Origin of the sequence: Mesorhizobium sp. M0437, assembly GCF_040321335.1 — a bacterium.
GTDB lineage: Bacteria > Pseudomonadota > Alphaproteobacteria > Rhizobiales > Rhizobiaceae > Mesorhizobium.
This window is the reverse complement of record NZ_JAMYRK010000009.1, coordinates 38,591-62,917: the sequence shown is the minus strand read 5'-3', so window position 1 is coordinate 62,917 and position 24,327 is coordinate 38,591. Positions and strand designations below refer to the sequence as shown.

General features: G+C 61.8%; 25 protein-coding genes and 1 pseudogene. 17 read left to right on the top strand and 9 right to left on the bottom strand.

What is annotated here, in order from left to right; all coding sequences use genetic code 11:
• Window positions 1–104: 104 nt before the first annotated feature.
• Both NKI72_RS08500 and bmt read left to right on the top strand, forming a co-directional pair.
• Window positions 105–947 (top strand): helix-turn-helix domain-containing protein, encoded by an 843-nt coding sequence (locus NKI72_RS08500; protein WP_352452091.1) that lies wholly within the window; start codon window positions 105–107, stop codon window positions 945–947.
• An 88-nt stretch (window positions 948–1,035) separates the two neighbouring features.
• A complete protein-coding gene (gene bmt, locus NKI72_RS08495; protein ID WP_352831061.1) occupies window positions 1,036–2,052 on the top strand; it encodes a betaine--homocysteine S-methyltransferase in 1,017 nt (338 codons plus the stop codon).
• 149 nt (window positions 2,053–2,201) lie between these two features.
• Here the strand turns inward: bmt and NKI72_RS08490 are convergent, their stop codons facing one another.
• The 5 genes and pseudogenes from NKI72_RS08490 to NKI72_RS08470 form a co-directional block, all read right to left on the bottom strand.
• Window positions 2,202–4,319 (bottom strand): vWA domain-containing protein, encoded by a 2,118-nt coding sequence (locus NKI72_RS08490; protein WP_352831063.1) that lies wholly within the window; start codon window positions 4,317–4,319, stop codon window positions 2,202–2,204.
• A 2-nt stretch (window positions 4,320–4,321) separates the two neighbouring features.
• Entirely contained in the window at window positions 4,322–4,882 is a 561-nt protein-coding gene (locus tag NKI72_RS08485; RefSeq protein WP_352539663.1) for an RNA polymerase sigma factor, read from the bottom strand.
• A gap of 68 nt (window positions 4,883–4,950) precedes the next feature.
• Window positions 4,951–5,706 (bottom strand): annotated as a pseudogene (locus NKI72_RS08480) (dienelactone hydrolase family protein).
• Window positions 5,707–5,810: 104 nt separating this feature from the next.
• On the bottom strand, window positions 5,811–6,440 hold the full coding sequence (locus tag NKI72_RS08475) for a hypothetical protein (RefSeq protein WP_352539661.1): 630 nt from the start codon (window positions 6,438–6,440) through the stop codon (window positions 5,811–5,813).
• 148 nt (window positions 6,441–6,588) lie between these two features.
• Window positions 6,589–8,163: a trimethylamine methyltransferase family protein gene (locus NKI72_RS08470; RefSeq protein ID WP_292654762.1), complete on the bottom strand. Its 1,575-nt coding sequence runs from the start codon at window positions 8,161–8,163 to the stop codon at window positions 6,589–6,591.
• Between the two features lie 308 nt (window positions 8,164–8,471).
• On the opposite strand from NKI72_RS08470, the gene NKI72_RS08465 reads away from it, so the two are divergent.
• The gene (locus tag NKI72_RS08465; RefSeq protein WP_023676506.1) at window positions 8,472–9,170 is read left to right on the top strand and encodes a cobalamin B12-binding domain-containing protein; all 699 of its coding nucleotides are present in this window, start codon (window positions 8,472–8,474) and stop codon (window positions 9,168–9,170) included.
• An 81-nt stretch (window positions 9,171–9,251) separates the two neighbouring features.
• On the opposite strand, the gene NKI72_RS08460 is transcribed toward NKI72_RS08465, so the two are convergent.
• Window positions 9,252–9,392 (bottom strand): entericidin A/B family lipoprotein, encoded by a 141-nt coding sequence (locus tag NKI72_RS08460; protein ID WP_023676507.1) that lies wholly within the window; start codon window positions 9,390–9,392, stop codon window positions 9,252–9,254.
• A 64-nt stretch (window positions 9,393–9,456) separates the two neighbouring features.
• Here NKI72_RS08460 and NKI72_RS08455 point away from each other — a divergent pair, with 64 nt between their 5' ends.
• Window positions 9,457–10,086 (top strand): DUF1638 domain-containing protein, encoded by a 630-nt coding sequence (locus NKI72_RS08455; RefSeq protein ID WP_352539660.1) that lies wholly within the window; start codon window positions 9,457–9,459, stop codon window positions 10,084–10,086.
• A 58-nt stretch (window positions 10,087–10,144) separates the two neighbouring features.
• Here the strand turns inward: NKI72_RS08455 and NKI72_RS08450 are convergent, their stop codons facing one another.
• Window positions 10,145–10,660: a hypothetical protein gene (locus NKI72_RS08450; protein ID WP_352539659.1), complete on the bottom strand. Its 516-nt coding sequence runs from the start codon at window positions 10,658–10,660 to the stop codon at window positions 10,145–10,147.
• Entirely contained in the window at window positions 10,661–11,617 is a 957-nt protein-coding gene (locus tag NKI72_RS08445; RefSeq protein WP_352539658.1) for an NAD-dependent epimerase/dehydratase family protein, read from the bottom strand.
• Between the two features lie 121 nt (window positions 11,618–11,738).
• On the opposite strand from NKI72_RS08445, the gene NKI72_RS08440 reads away from it, so the two are divergent.
• From NKI72_RS08440 to NKI72_RS08395, 10 genes are all read left to right on the top strand, one after another.
• On the top strand, window positions 11,739–12,314 hold the full coding sequence (locus tag NKI72_RS08440) for a DUF4893 domain-containing protein (protein WP_352470292.1): 576 nt from the start codon (window positions 11,739–11,741) through the stop codon (window positions 12,312–12,314).
• A 78-nt stretch (window positions 12,315–12,392) separates the two neighbouring features.
• The gene (locus NKI72_RS08435; protein WP_352850042.1) at window positions 12,393–13,175 is read left to right on the top strand and encodes a formyl transferase; all 783 of its coding nucleotides are present in this window, start codon (window positions 12,393–12,395) and stop codon (window positions 13,173–13,175) included.
• Between the two features lie 43 nt (window positions 13,176–13,218).
• Window positions 13,219–14,130 carry a fatty acid desaturase gene (locus tag NKI72_RS08430; protein WP_352850041.1) on the top strand — a complete coding sequence of 304 codons (912 nt, stop codon included), beginning with the start codon at window positions 13,219–13,221 and terminating at the stop codon, window positions 14,128–14,130.
• Window positions 14,131–14,364: 234 nt separating this feature from the next.
• The gene (locus NKI72_RS08425; RefSeq protein ID WP_352539655.1) at window positions 14,365–14,667 is read left to right on the top strand and encodes a virulence factor; all 303 of its coding nucleotides are present in this window, start codon (window positions 14,365–14,367) and stop codon (window positions 14,665–14,667) included.
• Window positions 14,660–15,283, top strand: a complete 624-nt coding sequence (locus tag NKI72_RS08420) for a methylenetetrahydrofolate reductase C-terminal domain-containing protein (RefSeq protein ID WP_352831065.1) — start codon at window positions 14,660–14,662, stop codon at window positions 15,281–15,283. The genes NKI72_RS08425 and NKI72_RS08420 overlap by 8 nt, the downstream gene beginning before the upstream one ends.
• Window positions 15,280–16,371, top strand: coding sequence for a methylenetetrahydrofolate reductase (locus tag NKI72_RS08415; protein ID WP_023676515.1), 1,092 nt, complete (start codon window positions 15,280–15,282; stop codon window positions 16,369–16,371). The genes NKI72_RS08420 and NKI72_RS08415 overlap by 4 nt, the downstream gene beginning before the upstream one ends.
• Window positions 16,372–16,451: 80 nt before the next feature.
• On the top strand, window positions 16,452–17,426 hold the full coding sequence (locus NKI72_RS08410) for a methyltetrahydrofolate cobalamin methyltransferase (protein ID WP_023676516.1): 975 nt from the start codon (window positions 16,452–16,454) through the stop codon (window positions 17,424–17,426).
• 113 nt (window positions 17,427–17,539) lie between these two features.
• Window positions 17,540–19,609, top strand: coding sequence for an ASKHA domain-containing protein (locus NKI72_RS08405; RefSeq protein WP_023676517.1), 2,070 nt, complete (start codon window positions 17,540–17,542; stop codon window positions 19,607–19,609).
• A 186-nt stretch (window positions 19,610–19,795) separates the two neighbouring features.
• Complete coding sequence (locus tag NKI72_RS08400; RefSeq protein ID WP_352470285.1) at window positions 19,796–19,978, top strand: hypothetical protein; 183 nt, start codon at window positions 19,796–19,798, stop codon at window positions 19,976–19,978.
• Between the two features lie 268 nt (window positions 19,979–20,246).
• Entirely contained in the window at window positions 20,247–21,230 is a 984-nt protein-coding gene (locus NKI72_RS08395; RefSeq protein WP_352539654.1) for an alpha/beta hydrolase, read from the top strand.
• Between the two features lie 5 nt (window positions 21,231–21,235).
• Here NKI72_RS08395 and NKI72_RS08390 read toward each other — a convergent pair whose 3' ends face one another.
• Window positions 21,236–22,135 (bottom strand): LysR substrate-binding domain-containing protein, encoded by a 900-nt coding sequence (locus tag NKI72_RS08390; RefSeq protein WP_023676521.1) that lies wholly within the window; start codon window positions 22,133–22,135, stop codon window positions 21,236–21,238.
• A 229-nt stretch (window positions 22,136–22,364) separates the two neighbouring features.
• Here NKI72_RS08390 and NKI72_RS08385 point away from each other — a divergent pair, with 229 nt between their 5' ends.
• The 3 genes from NKI72_RS08385 (at window position 22,365) to NKI72_RS08375 (ending at window position 24,310) form a co-directional block, all read left to right on the top strand.
• Complete coding sequence (locus tag NKI72_RS08385) at window positions 22,365–22,550, top strand: hypothetical protein (RefSeq protein ID WP_352452109.1); 186 nt, start codon at window positions 22,365–22,367, stop codon at window positions 22,548–22,550.
• Window positions 22,551–22,885: 335 nt separating this feature from the next.
• A complete protein-coding gene (locus NKI72_RS08380; RefSeq protein WP_013894968.1) occupies window positions 22,886–23,020 on the top strand; it encodes a hypothetical protein in 135 nt (44 codons plus the stop codon).
• A 351-nt stretch (window positions 23,021–23,371) separates the two neighbouring features.
• Complete coding sequence (locus NKI72_RS08375) at window positions 23,372–24,310, top strand: GlxA family transcriptional regulator (protein ID WP_352501106.1); 939 nt, start codon at window positions 23,372–23,374, stop codon at window positions 24,308–24,310.
• Window positions 24,311–24,327 lie beyond the last annotated feature (17 nt).

Sequence of the window (24,327 nt, the reverse complement as noted above, 5' to 3'; positions counted from 1 at the left end):
CATATGTTATGTATTGTAAACAGCCAACAGGATTCATTTGCGCCTGAAGCCCGCGTTCGCGGCTTTAAGCGCAAATTTTTCCTCCTATTGAATGGGGTAGCGATTTGGATAAGCGCGACCTGTCGACGATCTTTCGCGAGCGCCTGAAAATGCTCTTGACAAGGTCCGATTTGAACCAGTCGGCCTTCGCCGCCGCGGTTGGCATCGACCGTTCGGCGCTGTCGCAGCTGCTCTCCGGCGCCTCGATCCGCCTTCCCCGCGCCGAAACGCTGCTCAACATCGCCGCCGAATTCAAAGTCTCGCTCGACTGGCTGCTCGGCCTCAGCCACGACGAGGGCGTCACCGGTGAAATCCGCGAGAGCCTTGAGATCGAGGAGGCGCCGGACGGCTTCGACCGCACGCTGCTGGCTCGCTGGCATGCCGAGGCGGCGGGAACGAAAATCCGCTACGTGCCGGCCGGCATTCCCGATCTTCTGCGCACCGAGGCGCTTGTCGACTACGAAGCCGTTATCGCCAACAAGAGTCGCGAGGCACAGGCCGGCGAAACGCAGTACCGCATCGACTACAACCGACGGCCCGAAACCGACATGGAAGTCTGTATGCCGCGCCACACGCTGGAGATCTTCGCGCGCGGGCTGGGCGTGTGGGACCGCTTTCCGGAGGCCGACCGCCACCAGCAGCTCCTGCACATGGCGACGCTGCTCGACGACCTCTATCCCACCTTCCGCCTGTTTCTCTATGACGGGCGGATGCGCTATTCGATCCCCTACACCATCTTCGGGCCCTATCGCGCCGCCATTTACGTCGGCGACATGTATCTGGTGCTGAACGCCACGCAGCCGATCCGCATCCTGACCAGCCATTTCGACAATCTGATCCGTGCCGCGGACGTCAACGCGCATGAAGCGGCCAGCTTCACACGAAAGCTGGCGGAGATGCGATTTTGACCGGTTGCTCTACGTGCCGACATTGACGCCACATAAAGAATTCTTTATATCCTTATCTCAGTTATTCTTCCGGGAAGGCGTATTTCACATGACCAATCCGATCGACGCTCTGCTTGCCGAAAAGGGCGTCCTGCTCGCCGATGGCGCCACCGGCACGAATCTGTTCGCCATGGGCCTTGAGGCCGGAGAGGCTCCCGAGCTCTTGAACGAGACCGCGCCCGACACCATCACCAGCCTGCACCAGAACTTTGTCGATGCCGGCGCCGACATCATCCTGACCAACTCTTTTGGCGGCACCCGCCATCGGCTCAAGCTGCACCACGCGCAGGACCGGGTCTATGCGCTGAACAAGCGCGCGGCCGAGATCGCAAGCGCCGTCGCCGGCAACGCCGGCCGCAAGGTGATCGTGGCCGGCTCCGTCGGCCCGACCGGCGAGCTGCTGGTGCCGCTCGGCGCCATGACCTATGACGAGGCGGTCGAAGCCTTTGCCGAGCAGATTGAGGGGCTGAAGGCCGGCGGCGCCGAAGTCGCCTGGATCGAAACCATGTCGGCGCCTGACGAAATCCGCGCCGCCGCCGAAGCCGCCATCCGCGTCGGCCTGCCCTATACCTATACCGGCTCCTTCGACACCGCCGGCCGCACCATGATGGGACTGCTGCCGAAGGACATCCACGGCGTCGTCGATGGCCTGTCGCAGACACCGCTCGGTGTCGGCGCCAATTGCGGTGTCGGCGCCTCCGACATTCTCGCGTCGCTGCTCGACATGACCGCGGCGAAGCCGGAAGCAACGGTGATCGTCAAGGGCAATTGCGGCATTCCCGAATTTCGCGGTGCCGAGATCTACTATTCCGGCACACCCGAGCTGATGGCCGACTATGTGCGCCTCGCCGTCGATGCCGGCGCCAAAATCGTCGGCGGCTGCTGCGGCACCTCGTTCCAGCACCTCGCCGCAATGCGCAAGGCGCTCGATGCGCACACCAAGTCGGATCGCCCGACCGTCGAGCAGATCGTCGAACGCATCGGCCCGATGCGCAACAAGCAGGCTACGGTCAATGTCGCCGAGACCAGCGAAGCCCGCCGCGAGCGGCGCCGCGGACGCGCCTGACCCTTTCGTCTGCGACATGGTCCGCGCGAAGCAGTGCGGCCGCGAAAAAAGGCCGGCAAGGTTTCCCTCGCCGGCCTGCCTCACCCGCCCGTAGGCCGGCTCCCCCTATCAGAACGATCCCATCTGAAAGAAACCGGCCGTCATTGCCACTACCGGTTACCGCCGAGCGCCGAGGCAAGGCGCACGAGCGAGAGGAACTCGGACCTGTACCCAAATGGGTCGGCTCCCCTGGCGGCGGTGGCAATCTGCATGATCTTGTCGTAGCCGAACTTCGCGGTAGCATCCTCGTCGCGCAGCTTCTGGCCGAAGGCAGCAACGGCAACAGAGAAACGCTGGTCGGTGCTGGCCTGATCGAACGACGCCACCTCGTTGGCTGACGTTACCGGCGTGGTGATCAGCTTCGAGGTGTCCTCGTTCGGCAGCTTGTAGCGGATCTTGACGAAAGCATATTCGTCGGCATTGGCGACACCGCCATTGTTCACCGAGGCCTGGCCGTAGCGCAGTTGGTCGATCTGTTCGCCGCCGCTGCCCTTAGGCGTGATCTCGTAGATCGCGGTGACTGAATGACCTGAGCCGATCTCGCCGGCATCGACCCGGTCATTGTTGAAATCCTCGCGGTTCAAGGCGCGGGTTTCGTAGCCAATCAGCCGGTACTCCGAGACCTTGTTCGGGTTGAACTCGACCTGGATCTTCACGTCCTTGGCGATGGTGAACAGTGTCGAGGAGGCATCCTCGACCAGCACCTTCTCGGCCTCCGCCAATGTATCGATGTAGGCAGCAGTGCCATTGCCGTTCTGGGCGATGGTCTGCATCATCTGGTCGTTCAGATTGTCGCGGCCGAAGCCGAACACCGACAGGAATACGCCTGTCTTGCGCTCCTTTTCGATCAGCCGCTTCAGGTCGTCGTCGTCGGTCTGGCCGACATTGAAGTCGCCATCGGTGGCGAGCATCACCCGATTGATGCCGTCCTTGACGAAGGATTTCTGCGCCAGCCTGTAGGCTTCCTTGATGCCGGCCTCGCCTGCCGTCGAGCCGCCGGATGTCAGATTGTCGATGGCAGCGAGGATCTTGTCCTTTTCCGAAGCCTTGGTGGGCTCCAGCACGGTACCGGCATCGCCCGCATAGGTGACGATCGAGACGGTGTCGTCAGGTCTCAGCTTGTTGACCAGCAGTCGGAAGGCCGACTGCAGGAGCGGAAGCTTGTCCTGCTCGTTCATCGACCCCGACACATCGATCAGGAAGACCAGATTGGCCCTGGGCTGCTCGGCCGGCTTCACGTCGAAACCCTTGATGGCGACATGCATCAGCCTGGTGTGCTCGTTCCACGGTGTCGGCATGACGCTGACGGTCGAGTTGAACGGCGTCGAGGCGGAGTCCGGGCCTTTCCAGTCATAGGGGAAGTAGTTGACCATCTCCTCGACGCGAACCGTGTCGGCCTGCGGGATAAAGCCTTCCTTGAGCGAGCGCCGGACGAAGGAATAGGAAGCGGTGTCGACATCGATCGAGAAGGTCGAGACCGGGTCTTCAAGCGCGGCATGCACCGGGTTGGTCTTGAAATTCTCGACGCGGTCGCGGTTTTCCTCTTGCGGCAGCATCTGGTCGGCCGGCGCAGCGGCGGGCTGCTGTGCCATCAGCTTGGGCTCGGCAACCGTGCCAGGCATCCGGCCGACCCGCGCGCCGCCATCGGCTGAAGGGGCCGCGGAGCTTGCGTCGCCGTTCAACGCAAGCTCGCTGCTCGGCTGCGGTTCGGGTGCATTGCGGCTGAGCACATCCTGCTGCGTCAGCCCGCCGACTGCGGTCGATTCCGCCTTCGGCGGCGATGTCGGCGCCACAAGCGCATCGCCGGTGTCGCGGCTTTCACTGTCGGCGTCCGCCTTCTTCTGCTTGTCCGCTTCGGCAACGACCGGCGGTTTGACGGTCGTCGGCTTGTCAGCCAGCGTTTCGGTGATCTTATCCCCGCCGAATTCGGGCCCGTCGAATTTGGATTCCCCCAGCATATAAATGGTAGCGTATCCGGCGATCGGCAGGGCAACGAGCCCGGCAATGGCCGGCGTGGCGAAGAGTTTCTTTTGCATGATTTCGCTCCAGAGCCTTTGTGCTCGCTCTGTGAGACGAAGCCCGCTCACCGATCCTTGGGCGCCCGGCAAAGTTTTTTCTTCCATGTCATAGGCGCGCAGCGCGGCCTGGAGGGCACGCGCCTTTGCGTCCGCGTCCGGCGCCGGTGCTGCGATGTCGCGCAGTCTGTTCAGTTCGTTGTCGTCGACCATGGTCACACTTCCCCGGCTGAACGCATCAGCGTCTTCAGCCGTTTCTTCGCTTCATGGATGTGCCAGGAAACCGTTGTCTCCGAGATCGCCATCGCCTCGGCGGCGGCGGCGTGGCTCAGCCCTTCGCCATAAACCAGCAGCACCGCATCGCGCTGCTTGTCCGGCAGCTTGCGCACCGCTGCCCAGAGCGGCTCGGCCGGGTCTTCCGGCTCAGACGAGATTTCCCCCGAAATCAGCGCATAGGCGCCATAGGCCTCGGTCTTGACCGTCTCGCGGGCGGTCTTGCGCATCATGTCGCGCGCCGCATTCAGCGTCATGATGTAGAGCCACGTCGTGAAGGCACCGCTGCCGTGATAGTCGCGGATCGCCCGCCCGAGCCGGACGCAGACTTCCTGGGCGATGTCCTCGGCGTCGGCCTTTTTCCCGCACCAACGATAGGCGGCGCGATAGACGAAACCATAGTGCCTTTCGAGCAACTTGCCGAAAGCACCCCGGTCTCCGCCCTTCGCCCGTCCGATCAGTTCGGCGTCGGAGGCTTCGCTTTCGTCCAGCATCATCGCCATCATTTGCCTGTTGGACGAAGGCTAATGGCGGTTCCTTGGGGCGATGGAAAGAATTTTTTGGCGGGCGGTCACGTCGTAATGGTTGGCGTGACTTGGCCGAGCGTCTCCGCAAACAGCGTCGTCAGCCGCTTCCAGTGGCGTTCGGCGCCGGCTGCATCGAAGGCACTATGGTCCGGCATGCACCAGCCATGCGCCATGCCGGCATAGTTCTCTATGACATGATCGACCTTGGCGGCGCGCAGTGTTTCGGCGAGCCGCGCCGATTGCTCCGGCGGAAAGCTGCGGTCGACACCGGCAGTGCCGATTTAGACCCTTGCCTTGAGTGAGGCGGCCTTCCGGTGCGGACTGTCGGCGGCGTCACCGGCCAGATTGCCACCGTGGAAACTGGCAGCAGCGGCGATGCGGTCGGAATAGGTGGCCGCCGCGTTCAGCGCCCGCGCTCCGCCCATGCAGTAGCCGACAATGCCGACCGGCCCGGTCAGGCCTTGGGCAGCGAGCGCATCGAGGAACGCGCCGCTGTCGCGGATCGTCATCTCCTGGGTCGTGCCGCCGACGAGACCTGTGATTGCGGCCTTGCTCCTCTCGTCACTGAACGCAGTCTTGGCTTCGAAAGGGCCGTAGGGCGCGTTGCGGTAAAAAAGGTCCGGCACCAGCACCGCATAGCCTTCGTCGGTAAGCCTTTCCGCCATCTGGTCGAGCGCCGGTCGCGGGCCAAAAGCGTCCATGTAGAGGATGATCGCTGCCTTGGCTGGGGCTGCCGAGCGGAACAGCCCGGCTTTGGCCACGCCGTCACTCGTCTTGATCTGGATCGCTTGCTTGGCCATCGCCCGCTCCGTTGACATGTCGTGCGATAGATATCCGCGCTGACCGTCGCCGCAAGCTGTAATGAGGCGATCTGCTTCAAGATTTCGTGCGGCATTCGGCGACGCTACAGACGCGCGAATGCTGCCATGTGAAAGGCCTGAACCTCGGCCGGATAGCGATAATCGGTACCGTAAGGACAGGCGTTGCGATCAAGGCAGCCGCCGGTCCGGCAGGGCGCGCCGTTTTGCCCGCGCACATGGGCCAGACAGGTTTCATGTGCAAAACCATTCGCAGAATAAGCCTCGACCGGACAGGATTTCAGGCAAGGTTTTTCCAAACATGTATCGCAAAGGTGAACCACCTCGTGGGGTTGTTGGAGCGCAATCTCATTTTCGAACAGCAGCGCGCCGCGATAGGCGTGCCAGAGCCCGTATTGCGGATGCATGAGGATGCCGAGCGGCGACGGCCGCAAGCCCTCCGCCCGCACCGCCCATTGCTGGAACGGCAGATACGGTCTGTCGGACGGTGACACGGCGCGCGCCCCGAATTTTCCGGCCACCGCGCCGATCACTTCGCGAGACCATCTGTCGAGCGGATCGTCGATCGGCTGTGACTGTTTCTCCAACCAGCGCAGGAAGTGCGGCCAAGGTGCGGCACCCGCCTGCCCCACCAGCAGAACGGATCTGGCGGCAGCGCCGGAGAGACCGGAGGGTTTTTCTTCAGCACCTGCAAAATTGAAGCCGCCGCGAAGCATAAGGCCATGGACGGAAAGTGCCGCCGCGATTGTTTGAGTCATGCCGCGCTCGGGATCATCCCTTCTTGTCCGGGTCGGAGAAGGCGCTCCGCCAGACTTCCTTGTGGATGATGTTGGCGACTTTAGCCCCGCCTGATTCGGGCTCCTTTCAGGTGAAGGCGTCGGCCATCGACGCCTTCTTCCTGGCGATGAAGTCCTTCAGCCCGTCGTCGATGCCCGGGTCGAGATACGGCGCCTCGTAGCTCTCCAGCCAGCGGCGGGCGAGCTCGTTGGCGCGCTGCGGCGCGGTTTTTTCGCCTTCGGCCAGCCATTGCTCGTAGGAATTGTTATCGGCGATGTTGGAGCGGTAGAACGCGGTCTGGAAATTGGCCTGGGTGTGATCGCAGCCGAGATAGTGGCTGCCTGGGCCGACCTGGCGGATGGCGTCCATCGCCTGGCCGTTTTCCGACAGGTCGACACCCTCAGAGAACTTCTGCGTCATGCCGAGCTGGTCGATATCCATCATGAACTTTTCGTAGCAGGAGGCGAGACCGCCCTCGAGCCAGCCGGCCGAATGCAGCACGAAGTTGGTGCCGGCGAGGATCGTCGAGTTCAGCGTGTTGGCGCTCTCGTAGGCGGCCTGCGCATCGGGGATTTTTGAAGCACAGAGCGAACCGCCGGTGCGAAACGGCAGGCCGAGCCGACGGGCAAGCTGTGCGGCGCCATACGAGACCAGCGACGGCTCCGGCGTGCCGAAGGTCGGCGCGCCCGACTGCATCGAGATCGACGAGGCGAAGGTGCCGAACAGCACCGGCGCACCCGGCCGGATCAGCTGGGTGAACGACGCTCCCGCCAGAACCTCGGCTAAAACCTGGGTCAGCGTGCCGGCGACCGTCACCGGGCTCATCGCACCGGCAAGGATGAACGGCGTGACGATACAGGCCTGATTGTGGCGCGAATAGACCTTCAGCGCTCCCAGCATGGTCTCGTCGAAGACCATCGGCGAGTTGGCGTTGATCAGGCTGGTCAGCACCGTGTTGTTCTCGACGAAATCGTCACCGAACACGATCTTGGCCATCGCCACCGTATCTTCCGCGCGCTCGGGCGCGGTCACCGAGCCCATGAACGGCTTGTCCGAATATTTGATATGGCTGTAGACCATGTCGAGATGCCGTTTGTTGACCGGCACGTCGACCGGCTCGCAAACCGTGCCGCCCGAATGGTGGATCGACGGCGCCATATAGGCGAGTTTCACGAAATTCCGGAAATCCTCGATCGTCGCATAGCGCCTGACGCCGTCGAGATCGCGCACGAAGGGCGGTCCATAGACCGGCGCGAACACTGTCGCGTTGCCGCCGATCTGCACCGAGCGCTCGCCGTTGCGGGCGTGCTGGGTATAGACGGACGGAGCGGTCTTCAACAGCGAGCGGCAGAGGCCCTTGGGGAAATGCACCCGCTCGCCCTTGACGTCGGCGCCCGCCTCTTTCCAAAGCTGCAGCGCCTCGGCGTCGTCGCGGAAGATGATGCCGATCTCCTCCAGCACCGTATCGGTGTTCTTTTCGATCAGCGCCAGCCCTTCCTCGTCCAGCACTTCATAGACGTTGATCTTGCGCTTGATATAGGTGAGCTGTGTGCCGGGGCCGCCGCCCGAACGCGCGGCCCGTCGGGCTGCGGCGCCACCGCTGGCAGCGCGCCCGCGCCGTGCGTTTGACGCTTCCTGATCGACCGGCGCGTTCTCACTCATAATCGTTCTTCCCTGGCTTTCGTTCTGGCCTGATTTACTCCGGCCGGGCTGTTGTACCGGCCTGAAATCCGTTTGCGGCCGCATATTGCGGTCTCTGGCCGGATCGTAGCCATGCACCCTATTCGAAACGGCCCGCCAGCGCCAACGCCTGTCGCAAAATCGACAAGAATTCCAAGAGATTTACGGTCGCTTTCGTTTTGCGGGAAGTCGCAAATCAGCTATGGACAACCGGCCCGTGCGGGTTAGGTATTGACGCGATATTTTTAAGCTGCCGCGATAGTTGTAGCCGGCAAGGAGCCTGAGAAAAAATGGCCGACGACGAGATCATCCTTTCGGAACTCTCCGACGACGAGTTGGTGCAGCAGATGCACGACGATCTTTATGACGGGTTGAAGGAAGAAATCGAGGAAGGCACCAATATCCTTCTCGAGCGCGGCTGGGCGCCTTACAAGGTGTTGACCGAGGCTCTGGTCGAGGGCATGCGTATCGTCGGCGAGGATTTCCGCGACGGCATCCTGTTCGTTCCCGAAGTGCTGCTGTCGGCCAACGCGATGAAGGCCGGCATGTTCATCCTGCGTCCGCTGCTTGTCGCCACAGGCGCGCCGAAGCAGGGCAAGATGGTGATCGGCACCGTCAAGGGCGACATCCACGACATCGGCAAGAACCTGGTCGGCATGATGATGGAAGGCGCCGGCTTCGATGTCATCGACCTCGGCATCAACAATGCGGTCGAAAAATATCTCGATGCCATCGAAAAGCACCAGCCCGACATCATCGGCATGTCGGCCCTGCTGACGACGACCATGCCTTACATGAAGGTCGTCATCGATACGATGAAGGAAAAAGGCATTCGCGACGACTATGTCGTACTGGTCGGCGGCGCACCGCTCAACGAGGAATTCGGCAAAGCCGTCGGCGCCGACGCCTATTGCCGCGACGCCGCGGTGGCAGTCGAGACCGCCAAGGACTTCATGAAGCGCAAGCACAACGTCCGCGCTTCGGCCTGAGCCAATAAGTCCGGCACGAACAAGAAAAGCCGCGCCTTGCAGTGCGGCTTTTTTATTCCCAAATGTTGAGAGCCGTGCGGATCAGGGTTTCTTGACGGTATCGTCAACTGCCTTCGCAGTGGATTTGATATCCTTACCGACGCCGCGCACCGTGTTGGCGCAGGCCGAAACAGCCAAGGCGCAGGCGAGAATAGCGATTGGCGCGACGCGGAACAATTTCATGAATGGTGTCTCCCTCAGCATATAAATTCGCTGGACAGCAACGAAGATCGATTAGACTGGTTCCATGACTACCGCGCGAAAACAACAATCCGATCAAGGCGACAGGCTGCTCGTCATCGCCTGCGGGATGATCGCGCGCGAAGTTTTGGCGGTCAAGGAGCAGCTCGGGCTCGACCATCTCGACCTGACCTGCCTGCCGGCGGAGTTCCATTTCTATCCGGACCGCATCGCGCCGGCCATGGACAAGGCTATCGAGAAGGCCAAGACCGACGGCTACAGACACATCTTCGTCGGCTATGCCGATTGCGGCACGGGTGGCCTGCTCGATCGGATCTGCGAGAAGCATGGCGTCGAGCGCATGGCCGGGCCGCATTGCTTTGCTTTCTACCAGGGCATGGATGCCTATGCGAAGGTCGCCGATGACGACATGATGTCGTTCTACATGACCGACTTCCTCTGCCGGCAATTCGATGCCTTCTTCATGAAGCCGCTCGGCCTCGACAAGCACCCGGAGCTGATCAAGGACTATTTCGGCAACTACGAGAAGCTGATCTATATCGCTCAGACCAACGACCCGGAACTCGACAAGGTCGCCGAAAAGGCGGCGAAAATGCTCGGCCTCGCCTATGAGCGCCGCTCGACCGGCTATGGTGACCTGACGAAGGAACTGGCCAGCGCCTCAGCACATTCGTAAAAGAAATAGCGTCCTCTAAGCGTTTGCCGGAGGCTGCCGTTCATTTTCGCCCACCGATTCACCGATCCGATATGACATCGATAATGCGCCCGGTTTCAAGGCGGATCGGTCCCCGCGCGGTTGGATCTTTAAGCAATATTTCGGCAAGCATTGCATCGACATTGTCAAAATTACTTTGCAGAATTGACGGATCACTTAGCTCCCAATACGCCCCTTCATCGACGACATTGAGACTGGAGAACAAGCGAGTAATTTCGCGAAGAAAGCTGATGATCTCGATATGAGCGCCTGCACCTGAAAACTGAGTTTTACAGTGTTGTTGAACGAAGAGGTGCTTGTCGAACTCAAGCCGCAGCGGTTCCGAATTGGGATGCGGTTGAAGCTCTATTCCAAACACAGGGCCAATATAGTCCACGTTTCGTTCATCAATGACTCGATTGAGCGTCTTCTCGCGCTCATCGATCTCGCGCACCGGCCAGTCTCGCGCAATGGCGAACGCCTTGGCTTCGTGCAGCAAAGCAGCATATTGCTCGTGACCCCGTAACTGTCCTTCAAAGTAGATTGTTACTCCCAACTACCTCTCCCAGTGACGCGCATTCCTGACGAATACCCGCGCTCTTATTCCGCCACAAGCCGGGCGAGCACATCGGCAAAGCTCGTCTTGCAGATGAAACCCAGCCGCTTCCTGCGCCCGCGACGCATCATAGACCCGGTCGATCGACGAAAACATCGTCCAGCCTTTCTTCGCGTAGAGCGCCGGATAATCCGGAAAATAGCGCGCCACGACCGACGGCGCGTCGGCGATCAAGGCCGCGCAATCTTCGGGCTGGAAAGGCGTCGGTGCCGAGATGATGAAAGTGTCGAAGCCCAATTGCGGCGCTTTCTCCAGGGCAGCGATGTGGGCGTCGGCTGCGTCCTCCACCGTCAGCCGGCGGAACAACAGCTCATTGGCCTTGGTGTTGGCATCCGACTGTTCGATCACGTGCGCCATGTCGTCCGCCTCGGGAAAAAACCGGGCGGTGCGCAACACGATCACCGGCAGGCCGAACTGCAAATGATAGAGCCGGCAGAGCTGTTCGGCTGAAAGCTTGGTGACGCCGTAGATGTTGCGCGGTTCAGGCGACATGTCTTCCGTCAGCCATGCCGCCTTGCGCGTCCCGCCGGTGAAGCCGGCGCGAATGGTTTGGGAAATCATCAGCGACGTCGTCGACGTGAACACGAAACGCTGAACGCCGAATGCTGCCGCCGCGTCGAGCAGGTTGAGCGTGCCGCGCACATTCGTCTCGACGAAATCCTCGTTGCGATAACGTTCGATGTCAGGCTTGTGCAGCGCGCCGCTATGGATGATGGCCTCGACGCGGTTCCCCTCGACCGCCCTCATGACCAGGTCGCGATCGGCCACTGAGCCGACGATCGGCGTTTCCGAAGACGGAACGGGATCGAGGCCGGTGACGTCATGGCCAAGAGCCCGCAGGCGCGGCGCCAAGGCGCTGCCCAGCCAACCGGACGATCCCGTCAGCAAGATCCGCATTCTTTCCACCTCGTTTCTGCTGTCGATGCTCAGGCACGGATGACAGAACGCGGCGAAACATTAAGGTATGCGCCAGACAAGAAAACAGCCTGCTCCAGCCATCAAAAAGGAAACGCCACCGATGATCGCTCGCCTCATGTTTGCCGCAGCAACTGTCCTCTGCTTGACCATGCCCGCGTTCGCCGATGGCGAGGTGCAGACGCTGATAACGGCTGCCGACAAGGCGCGGCTCAACAAATATGGCGAGACGCGCAAGGCAGCGCTTGACGAGGCGAAGGCCGGCGATCCCGCCGAGGTCAAGCAGCTCGACGCTTTGCTGGCAAAGCCGCTGGTTCCCTTCTCTGACAGGGACCTGACCGGCAAATGGCAATGCCGCACCATCAAGGCCGGCGGATTGAGCCCGCTCGTCATCTATGGCTGGTTCAAATGCGAGGTGAGCGACGACGGTTCTGGCTGGAGACTGGAAAAGATCACCGGCTCGCAACGCACCAAGGGCCGCTTCTTCGACGATGGCGAGAAACGCGCGATCTATCTCGGTTCCTTCCACGTCAACGACGATCCGGCAAAGCCCTACGGCAGCGGCCCGGAAAGCGATCAGGTCGGCTATGCCTTCCGCAACAGCGCCAGTGAATGGCGCATCGAGTTCCCGGCGCCCTATTACGAATCGAAGCTCGATATCCTCGAATTCAAGCGCTGAGCCCGATCACCAGGGGTTAACCCGGTCAGCCTAGCATTCGCGCGCAAAGAACAGGTTCTTTGCGGGGAGTCGCAGAGCATGGCACTGTCGAAAACAAACCAACGGCCGATCGTCGTCGTCACCGAAGGCGGCCCGCATATCTGGGCGATCGTCAACGCCCTCGCCGATCAACTCGGCCCGGTCAGCGTCATCCTCGAAGCTCCTGAATCCAAAAAGCAATTGCTCCTCGCGCGGGCGCGGCGGCAAGGCTGGACCTCGGCCATCGGTCAACTCGGCACGATGGTGCTGACGCGCCTCGGCAAGCGCTTCTTCGCCGGCCACGCAGCACGGCTTGCCGCCGGGCAGAAGCTGCAAACCGAACCGAAGCCTGGGCAAAAGATCATTTATGTCTCGTCGGCCAACGCGCCGGAGTGCCTGCAGGCGATTGCGGAAATCCAGCCGGGTGTGGTGCTGCTCGCCGGCTGCCGCTTGCTGTCGCGGCAGACGCTGGCGAAAATCCCTTGCCCGGTCCTCAACTACCATGCCGGCATCGCCCCGAAATATCGTGGCATGAACGGCGGTTACTGGGCGCTGGCTTCAGGCGATGCGGAGAACTTCGGCACCACCGTGCATCTGGTCGCCGCCGGGGTCGACACTGGCGGCGTGCTGCGGCAGACGCGTGGCAAACCGCAGCCCGGCGACACAGTTTCGAGCTACGCGTTGCGGCAGGCGGCCTTCTCGCGCGACATCTGCGTCGAAGCGGTCAGGGATGCGCTGGCCGGCAAGCTCGGCACGGTGGATCCCGGCCTACCTTCGACACAATGGTATCATCCGACGATATGGTTTTATCTCTGGACGGGGATAAGGAACGGCGTCTGGTGACGCGCCGATTTACCGGACAGCCACCCGCCACTAACATTGCATCATGAGCGACATCGACCACCGCACCATCATTGCCGGCCTTTCGGTCGAGGACCGTCGCGACCTCACCGCCAGGGTTGACCGGCCAGGCATTGTCCGGCTGGCGGTCCATGCCGGGCTGGTTATCCTGCTAGGCGCGCTGATCGCCGCTCGCATCCCGTTCTGGCCCGCGCTCGTCTTGCCGCAGGGAATCCTGATCGTCTTCTTCTTCACGCCGTTGCACGAGACCATCCATGAAACTGCGTTCAGAACGGCGCGGCTCAATCGCACCATCGCCGCCGTGGCCGGCTTCCTTATCCTGCTGCCGCCGGCATGGTTCCGCTATTTCCATTTCGCCCATCACCGCCATACGCACGACCCGGACAACGACCCCGAACTGATGGCCCCGAAGCCGGAGACCATCAGCCAATATCTGCGCTATCTGTCAGGCGCCCCCTATTGGATCGCCATGGGCCGTGTGATCGCAACCAATGCGGCGGGCCGCAACCGCGACGGCTTTGTGCCGGAAAAGCGCCGCGGCAAGGTGGTTGCCGAAGCACGGCAGTTCCTGATCGGCTATGCGGCATTGCTGGCCGCATCGCTCGCCGCGCAGTCGGCGCTGCTGTTGTGGGTCTGGATCGTGCCGGTGCTGGTCGGACAGCCGTTTTTGCGTGCCTACCTGCTGGCCGAGCACGCGTTGTGCCCACATGTCGCCAACATGCTCGAGAACACCCGCACCACCTTCACCACAAGGCTGGTGCGCTTCGTGGCTTGGAATATGCCGTACCATTCCGAGCACCATTCCTATCCGGCCGTTCCCTTCCACCGCCTGCCGCGCTTCCATGACATCGTCGCGGAGCATTTACGCACGACCGAACGAGGTTACGTGCGCTTCCACAGGAAGCTGGTCGGCAGCTACGATGGCCGCGCCGGCTGACCAGTGCTGGAAGAAACTCCGCTTTCAACCGCGGCCGTCGATTGCGTCGCTTTTGAAGGCCCCCGCGTCGTCCCATAACAAGCAGCCCAACAGCGCTTCCGGCAATGCTCGAAACCACTGCATTGGCCAAAAGATCGGAATCGATCTTCGGAGAGCACGATGCAGCGGAGTTAAGTGGTAGAGCATCGTTTGTGAGTCGATTGGACGCACGGCGCTCTGCAGGAGCAGGAATTCATGGCCGATCTGATCGTCGTCTACTGGCGCGACATCCCCGCCCAGGTCATCGTCAAAAAGGGCCGGCAGAACGCCAAGCGCGAACTGCCGCTGCGCTTCACCGAGGCGATCGACATGTGCGCCATGCGCACCGGCGCCGGCGGCACCGACGACTATCTTGCCGAATGGCGCAAGGCAGAACCCATTCCGGTCAGTGACGATCTTGAAGCCGAGGCCGAGAAGGCTCTTCAGGAACTTGATGCGAAATACGACCGTGAGCGGCTGGTCGCTCTGGTCAAGGCGGGCGGCAAAGAAAATGTCTGATCCCCAATCAATGCCGGCGACGACGGCTCAAGCCGGCGTGACCCAGGCGACCATCGTCAAGAAGGCGGCGCCGAAATCCGACTACAAGCCGGCCGACGTGTCGCCGCAGCGGCGTGCGCAGCGCTCTTTCGCGGTGCGCCTTTGGTCTGTGCGGCATTCGCGGCTGCTCGAATGGTTCTACGGCAAATTCGCCGACATGTTCCTGCTCCTCCATCCGCTGTGGAAGGGCATCGGCTACAGCCGTGTCGAAGGGCCTGTGAAATTCGTCGAAAAGCGCGTCAAGGGATTCATGTTCGACTGCCGCATGTGCGGCCAGTGCATTCTTTCTTCGACCGGCATGTCGTGCCCAATGAACTGCCCCAAGCAATTGCGCAACGGCCCTTGCGGCGGTGTCCGCGCCAACGGCAATTGCGAGGTCGAGCCTGACATGCCTTGCGTCTGGGTCAAAGCCTGGGAAGGCTCGCGGAACATGGTGCATGGCGACAAGATTTTGGAAGTGCAGAAGCCGGTGGATCAGTCCTTGCGCGAAACTTCCGCCTGGCTGCGGGTCACCGCGCAGGCCGCGGCCGCCCGCAATGCGGCCCGGAATACTACGAAGACCGGAGCATCGGCATGATCGGCCGTCAGCCAGACGAGAATCCGGCCGGCATCCATTTGCCGCTCGATCCCCTGCCCGGCCACACCTCGCGTGGCCGGCTGGAACGCGTCCTCAGGCGCGGCGAGTTCGCAGTGACGACCGAGCTCAATCCGCCCGACAGCGCCGATCCGGAAGACGTCTACAACCGCGCCAGGATTTTCGACGGCTGGGTCGACGCCATCAATGCCGTCGACGCTTCCGGCGCCAACTGCCACATGTCGTCGGTCGGCATCTGCGCGCTGCTGACCCGCATGGGCTATGCCCCGATCATGCAGATCGCCTGCCGCGACCGGAACCGCATCGCCATCCAGGGCGACGTGCTTGGGGGTGCTGCGATGGGCGTCGCCAACATGCTGTGCCTGACCGGCGACGGCGTGCAGGCCGGCGACCAGCCCGGCGCCAAGCCGGTGTTCGATCTCGACTGCATGTCGCTGCTCGAAACCTGCCGCGTTATGCGCGATAACGGCAAATTCCTGTCCGGCCGCAAACTCACGACCCCGCCGCAGCTTTTCCTTGGCGCGGCGATCAACCCGTTTGCGCCGCCGATCGATTTCCGGCCCTATCGGCTGGGCAAGAAGATCGCCGCCGGGGCACAGTTCGTGCAGAGCCAGTACTGCTTCGACGTACCGATGTTCCGCACCTACATGCAGAAGGTCCGCGATCTCGGCTATACCGAGAAATGTTTCATCCTGTGCGGCGTCGGGCCGCTGGCCTCGGCCAAGACGGCCAAATGGATCCGCTCCAACGTACCGGGCATTCACATTCCCGATCAGATCGTCAAGCGCCTGGAAGGCGCTCAGGATCAGAAGAAGGAAGGCAAGCAGCTCTGCATCGACATCATCAATGAGGTGAAGGAAATTCCCGGTGTGTCCGGCGTCCATGTGATGGCCTATCGCCAGGAAGAATACGTCGCTGAGATCGTCGACGAATCTGGCGTGCTGAAGGGTCGCCGGCCGTGGAAACGCGAAATCCGCCGCGACGACCAGCTCGTTGCCGACCGGCTCGACCACATACTGCATGACGACCTCACCGAAACCCAGGTCGACATGGTCAAGACCGCGCATTGACAGCGCGAATCGTCAGCATTCGCTTGATCAGAAACAGATAACGATATAAAGAACTCTTTATATCACGATGGAGAGATTTCATGACCCGCACTATCGTCGCCTCGGCGACACGAGAAATCATCATCGGCTTCGATCAGCCCTTCTGCGTGATCGGCGAGCGCATCAATCCGACCGGCCGCAAAAAGCTGGCCGCCGAAATGATCGCCGGCAATTTTGAGACCGTCATCAAGGATGCGCTGGAGCAGGCCGCCTGTGGGGCGACCATGCTCGACGTCAATGCCGGCGTCACTGCAGTCGATCCCAACGCCACCGAGCCGGCGCTGCTGGTGCAGACGCTGGAGATCGTGCAAGGCCTGGTCGACCTGCCGTTGTCGATCGACTCCTCCGTGACTGCGGCAATCGAAGCGGCGCTGAAGGTCGCCAAGGGCCGGCCGCTGGTCAATTCTGTCACCGGCGAGGAGGAAAAGCTCGAAGCCATCCTGCCGTTGATCAAGAAATACAACGTTCCTGTCGTGGCCATTTCCAACGACGAGACCGGTATTTCGATGGACCCCGATGTGCGCTTCGCCGTCGCCAAGAAGATCGTTCAGCGCTGTGCCGACTTCGGCATTCCGGCGCATGATGTGGTCGTCGACCCCCTGGTCATGCCGATCGGCGCGCTGGGCGATGCCGGCCGCCAGGTATTTGCCCTGCTACGCCGGCTGCGCGAGGAGCTCAAGGTCAACACCACCTGCGGCCTCTCCAACATCTCGTTCGGCCTGCCGCACCGTCATGGCATCAACGCCGCCTTCATCCCGATGGTGATCGGCGCCGGCATGACCTCGGCGATCATGAACCCGGTGCGGCCGCAGGAAATGGAAGCGGTGCGTGGCGCCAACGTGCTGAACGGCACCGACGAGAACTGCACCAATTGGATCAGGACCTACAAGGACTACAAGCCTGCTGAAGGCGGCCAAGCCGTTGCCGCCCGGACGCAGGTCAACGCGCCGGGCGATGGCAATGGCAATGGCGGACGCAGGCGCGGCGGCCGCGAAGCGCGTATGGCCCGGGGTTGAGCCAGGTCTTGGCCGACACGATATGGGGCCTAGGACTGGGGAGGAACCGAGACATAGCGGCATCGCTGCCGTAGCCAAGACCCGAGCTGCGTAGAAAGTAAAGTCTGGAACGTATGAACTCTCCCGTCAACATCACCGATCCGCTCGTGCTGTTCATGCCGTCGGGCAAGCGCGGCCGGTTTCCGGTCGGCACGCCGGTTCTGGACGCCGCGCGCCAACTCGGTGTCTATGTCGAGAGCGTGTGCGGCGGGCGTGCCACTTGCGGGCGTTGCCAGATCGAGGTGCAGGAAGGCAATTTCGCCAAGCACAAGATCGTTTCCTCCAACGATCACCTCTCGCCCAAGGGCGCCAAGGAAGAGCGCTACGAGCGCGTACGCGGCCTGCCCGAGCGCCGCCGGCTGTCCTGCTCGGCGCAGATTCTCGGCGATCTCGTCGTCGACGTGCCGCAGGACACCGTCATCAACGCGCAGACCATTCGCAAGGACGCCGACACCAGGGTCATCGCCCGCGATGCGGCAATCCGCATGTGCTATGTCGAGATCGAAGAACCCGACATGCACAAGCCGCTCGGCGACCTCGACCGTCTGAAGATCGCGCTGATGAAGGACTGGGGCCTCAAGAGCCTCGATTTCGATTTCCATCTGTTGCCGCAGGTGCAAGGCATTTTGCGCAAAGGCAACTGGACCGCGACCGCCGCCATCCACAAGGACACCGACAGCGAGACCGCACGGGTCATCGCTTTGTGGCCCGGCCTCAAGAACGAGGCGTACGGACTTGCCTGCGATATCGGCTCGACCACGATCGCCATGCATCTGGTGTCGTTGCTGTCGGGCCGCGTCGCCGCCTCGTCGGGCACATCCAATCCGCAGATCCGCTTCGGCGAGGATCTGATGAGCCGTGTCTCGTACGTGATGATGAACCCGGACGGCCGCGAAGGCATGACGGTCGCCGTGCGCGAGGCCATTTCGGGGCTTGTGGACAAGGTCTGCACCGAAGGCAACGTCCAGCGCAACGACATCCTGGATTCCGTGTTCGTCGGCAATCCGATCATGCACCATCTGTTCCTCGGCATCGATCCGACCGAGCTCGGCGGCGCCCCCTTCGCGCTAGCCGTCTCCGGCGCCGTGCACATCAAGGCATCGGATATCGGTTTGAAGCTCAACCAGGGCGCCAGGCTCTATATGCTTCCTTGCATTGCCGGCCATGTCGGCGCGGACGCTGCCGCAGTGACGCTGTCGGAAGGGCCGCACCGCCAGGACGAGATGATGCTGATCGTCGATGTCGGCACCAATGCCGAGATCGTGCTCGGCAATCGCCAGCGGGTCGTGGCGGCCTCATCGCCAACTGGCCCGGCCTTCGAAGGTGCGGAAATCTCCGGTGGCCAGCGCGCCGCACCGGGTGCCATCGAGCGCGTCCGCATCGATCCTGAAACGCTGGAACCGAAATACCGCGTCATCGGCTCGGAACTCTGGTCCGACGAGCCGGGCTTCCTCGACAGTGTGCAGGCGACCGGCGTCACCGGTATTTGCGGCTCCGGCATCATCGAGGTGGTCGCCGAGATGTATCTCGCCGGCATCATCTCCGAGGACGGCGTCGTCGATGGATCGCTGAGCGGCCACTCGCCCCGCGTCGTCGCCAATGGCCGCACCTTCTCCTATGTGCTGAAGGAAGGCGAGCCCAAGATCACCATCACCCAGACTGATGTGCGCGCTATCCAGCTAGCCAAGGCCGCCCTTTATGCCGGCACCAAGCTTTTGATGGAAAAACAGCACACCGATCATGTCGACCGCATCCACTTCGCCGGCGCATTCGGCTCGTTCATCGACCCGAAATACGCAATGGTGCTGGGCCTGATTCCGGATTGCGACCTCGACAAGGTCTCGGCCGTTGGCAATGCGGCCGGCGCCGGCGCCCGCATGGCGCTGTTGAACCGTGGCTATCGCCGCGAGATCGAGGAAACCGTTAGCAAGATCGAGAAGATCGAGACGGCGCTGGAGCCGAAATTCCAGGAACATTTCGTTTATGCCATGGCGCTCCCGAACAAGATCGACCCGTTTCCCAAGCTGTCGGCGGCGGTGAAACTGCCGCCGCGCAAGACGGTGAGCGAAGACGGCATTGCCGGCGACGCTGCCCCGCGGCGGCGTTCGCGCGAAGGCCATGCCGCGCGGCGCGGGCGGGGATGACTCGCCTCCGCCAGGCTGTCAGACCTTCCATTTTCATTTGTATGCAAATGTTTCCAGATCGCGCCGATCTGGAAACGAAATCGCGTTTTCGTGAAATCCGCCAGATACATAGGCGGAGCATTTAACCGGCATCGAACGGCCGGCGGAAACAGTTTTCGGCCACCGCAACGCTCCAAGGAGATCAAGATGTCGATGTTCGAAAGCTTCGGCCGCTATGGTGCGGCCTTCAAGAAAACACGCGAAGCGCGCAAGTCGCTGCGCATCCTCAACAGCTTGCCGCCTGAGATCCAAAAGGACATTGGCTGGCCGGTGTCGCCGCGTTCGAGCGAAAGGCAGCTTTCGGTCGGATGGGGCACGCAGCGCGGATGAAATTCATCGACAAATGCAAGCTGCTCGGTATTCGCCGGAGCCGCAATGCGGCTCCGGCTGCACCCAACAATTGGCTGCGCGCCGCGTTGCTGCCGCGGCGTTGAGCTGCACCGGTAGGCCAGAGACTTCATGGCCGGACGCTTTGTCGACAGCTGGGATCAAACGACCGTGTTGAGATTGCATCAATCTTGACTTTTTTGGTGGCGACACAATCTTCGAAATAGTCGGGGGTTCTCTTAGTCGGCTCAGCCGAAGTCCGTGTATCTGCATGCCCAGTCTCAAAAGCCACGTCGTGTCGTTCGTCCTCAGGTACAGCCGCAAGAAGGCGTTTTCCAGCCCCGAGAACCTGCAGCGCTGGATCGCCTATGCGCGCAGGACGGAAAACCATCAGCCGCCTGCGTCGCTGTGGTCACGCCTGGAGATCACAACCCGCACGATCAACGGCTTTCCCGTCTACGAGATCGCTCCCCAGGCTGGTGAGCGGAGGCGGATTCTCTACCTGCACGGCGGCGCTTACGTCTTTGAAATCACACCCTATCATTGGCGGCTGATCGCCGACATGGCCGACCGCCTCGGGTTCGGTATCACCGTGCCGATCTATCCCATTGCTCCCGAACACGATTTTCACGCCATGTTCGGCATGGTCGGCGCCGTCTACCGCCAGATGTTCGGCGAAACCAGGGCGAATGATATCATCTTCATGGGCGATTCCGCCGGCGGAAACATGGCCGTCGTGCTGACCATGATGGCTGCGCAAGACGGCCTGCCCTTGCCATCACGCCACGTGCTGATTTCGCCCGGTCTCGACGTGTCGCTCGCCAACCCAGAAATGTATGAGGCCGAACGCAACGATCCGTGGCTGGGCATTGCCGGCGGCCGCGAGGCGATCCGGCTTTACAGCGCCGGCATCGATCCCACCGACTGGCGCATCAGCCCGGTTTACGGCGACCTGTCGGTGCTGCCCAAAACGCTGCTGCTGACCGGTTCACGCGATCTGCTCACCCCCGACAATCTGATTTTCGCGGAAAAGGCACGCGCGGCCGGCGTCGAAATTGAGGTCGTCCACGAGCAAGGCATGTTCCATGTCTGGCCGTTGATCGACATGCCGGAGGCGCGTCGCGCGCGGGACAGCATAGTGGCCTTCTTGACCAACGAAACTGACAGTTATCATGCCAAGGCAGGAGAGTTGTCGCTGCAAAGGGCAGACCGCGACGGAACGCCTCGCGATCTGGTTGCGCCGCTCAGGTCGTAGTTGGCTCAGAACTTCCCAGTTTCCCTGAACATCTCAAACGTCGCGCGGATATGGTCGGCGACTGCCTTCACTGGAGCGCTGGCGTCCGGCGTCACCACCATGGCCAGATTGTAGGTGCCGATGTCAGGCATGCCGTCCTTCGGGCACAGCTCGACCATATCGCTGCCGAGGAACGATTTCGGCAGCGGCGCGACTGCAAGATCCGCCATGATCGCGGCGCGCTGGCCGGCCGTGTGTGCGCTCATATAGGCGATACGGTAGTTGCGGCCCTCGCGGCCAAGCGCCTCCAATGCCCCTGCCCGCCAGGCACAGCCCTCTTCCCACAATGAGACCGGCAGCGGCTCACGCAGATGCGCGCAACCGCCCTTGGCACCGGCCCAGACGATCGGCTCGGTGAGCAGCACTTCGGCGCCGATCGCGCTGGTCTTGTACGAGTTGGTGAGCAACGTGATGTCGAGCGCCCGGTCGTCCATGCGCCGGCGCAGATTGACGCTCTGGTCGATGGTGACGTCGACCGCGATAGATGGATGCGATTGTGCGAACCGCTTCAGCACATGCGGCAGCACACGTTCGCCGTAATCGTCCGGCGAGCCGAGCCGCACCACGCCGACAATGTCTGGAATGATGAACTTCGACACCACCTCGCGATTGATCGACAGCAGCCGGCGCGCATAGCCGAGCAGCATCTCGCCATCGGTGGTCAGCGTCACCGAACGGGCGTCGCGCGCGAACACCGAGCGGCCGAGAATGTCCTCCAGCTTCTTGATCTGCATCGAGACGGCCGACGGCGTGCGGAAGACCGCATTGGCCGCAGTGGTGAAGCTGCCGGTCTCGGCGATTGCGACGAAAGTGCGCAGAACATCGAGATCGAGCAGCGGCAGCGGATGATTGAGTGGGGCGTTCATGGCAAGCGGCCTTCAATTTTTCTGATGCAAACCATCATTCCATTTCGTTTGATTGAACATCAGTTTGGGAGGATAGTCAACTCGGTCGGAGGCAGGACGCATCGAAGTGGTCCCGAAACAACCATGACACGGACCTGCAATCGACACGAAATGAAGCTGAAACAAAGCCGGTGTACCGCCTGACGCTGCAAGCGCCGGGACGACCCGGCCCAACGCGAAGGAGAATGAGATGTCTATCCTGTCATCCATCGGTCGGATCGCGACCGAGTTCAGCGAGGCCCGTGCCCGCTACCAGACGGAACGCGCCATCCGCGCGCTGCCGATTGAACTGCAGAAGGATATCGGCTGGCCCGAAGCTGCCGATGCCAAGGCCGGCACTCGCCATGGTGTGGGATCGTGGGCTGGAGCAAAGTAAACCGTGTGTATCAACAGCTGAAGGCCTGCCGCGCAGATCAGCCCGGCAGGCCTTTTTGTTTGTACTCCAATGATTTTCCCGAGCCATGTCGCCGTCGCATGCCGCATATGAGCAAGTCGCATAGCAGCCCGCACTGGCAATCAACGCATTGTAAATAATCGAAAATCCTGGGCAGAATGCCCAAATTTGTCGCATTCCGTGTCGCTTTTCATATCAAGTGCTTCGCTTTTGCGATTTAGTTTCCCCTCACGTAAGCCTATATCATCATCAACAAACGAGCTGCCCCACTCCATCAAGCGAAGGCGACCCGTCTGAGCAACCGAATGGAGATGATCATGAAGCTTTTTGCCCGCCTCTTTGCCCGTCGCGAAATGAACCTGACGACCGCGCTCGAGCGCCAGCGCCTGGCCAACACCATGCCTGGCCAGACCGGTGCCATGGCTGCCGCGCGCCTCGGCTTCGTCGCCTGAGACGCGGCAATCCCGGCGGAAGCAGCCTAGCGCTGCTTCGAAGTCGATCCAGCGCCGCTTCGGTTTTGCCGAGGCGGCGTTTTTCGTGTGCGCAGACTGCGTAGGCTCGTTTGGTCGATCCGGCGGCATGTTGCGTCCTTCGCCGCATAGCGATCGCCCATTTGCGACCCGTGTCGCAAATAAAGTCGCTCCGTTGCCATCTAGCCAATTGACAGGAAACGTCTTTCCTGATGTCGCTGTGCTAATCGCGACATCCTGTTCGCGCCATTGCAGCGTGAGGATCTACCCGTGAACGTCGTAAAGCACCCGATCCGGCGATCGTTCGTATTCTTCCTGGTCCCCGATTTCACCATGATCGCCTTCGCGACGGCGCTCGACCCGTTGCGTTCGGCCAACCGCATGCTCGGCTATGAAGCCTATCGCTGGCGGCTCGCCAGCATCGACGGCAAGCCGGTGCGCGCCTCGAACGGCGTCGAATGCGCCGTCAACACCTCGCTGGAGGAAGAGCGCAAGAAAATGTCCGGACCGGACCGGCCGAACATGGCCATCGTCTGCAGCGGCATCAATGTCGAGCGCTACCAGAACAAATCGGCCTTTGCCTGGTTGCGCGAGGAGTACAATCGCGGCGTTGCCGTCGGCGGCCTGTGCACCGGCGCGCATATCCTGGCCGCCGCAGGCCTGCTGTCCAACAAGCGCTGCGCCATCCATTGGGAGAACCTGCCGGGCTTTTCCGAGGCGTTCCCCAAGGCCAATGTCTTCGCCGACCTCTTCGAGATCGACCAGAACATCTACACCTGCGCCGGCGGCACCGCCGCGCTCGACATGATGCTGAAGCTGATCGGCGACGATTTCGACGAAAGCCTCGTCAACCGCGTCTGCGAGCAGGTGCTGACTGATCGCGTGCGCAGCCCGACCGACCGCCAGCGCCTGCCGCTGCGCGCCCGCCTTGGCGTGCAGAATTCCAAGGTTCTGGCTATTATCGAGCTGATGGAAGCCAATCTCTCCGAGCCGCTCTCGCTGATCGAGGTCGCTGATCATGTCGACCTGTCGCGCCGGCAGATTGAGCGCCTGTTCCGCACCGAGATGGGGCGCTCCCCTGCCCGTTACTATCTGGAGATCCGCCTCGACCGCGCCCGGCACCTGCTGATCCAGTCGTCGTTGCCGGTGGTCGAAGTGGCGGTCGCCTGCGGCTTTGTTTCCGCCTCGCATTTCTCCAAATGCTATCGCGAGTTGTACGCCCGCTCGCCGCAACAGGAACGCGTCGATCGCAAGCAATTGCTGGCGGCTTGATCTGGCAAATCAGCAGA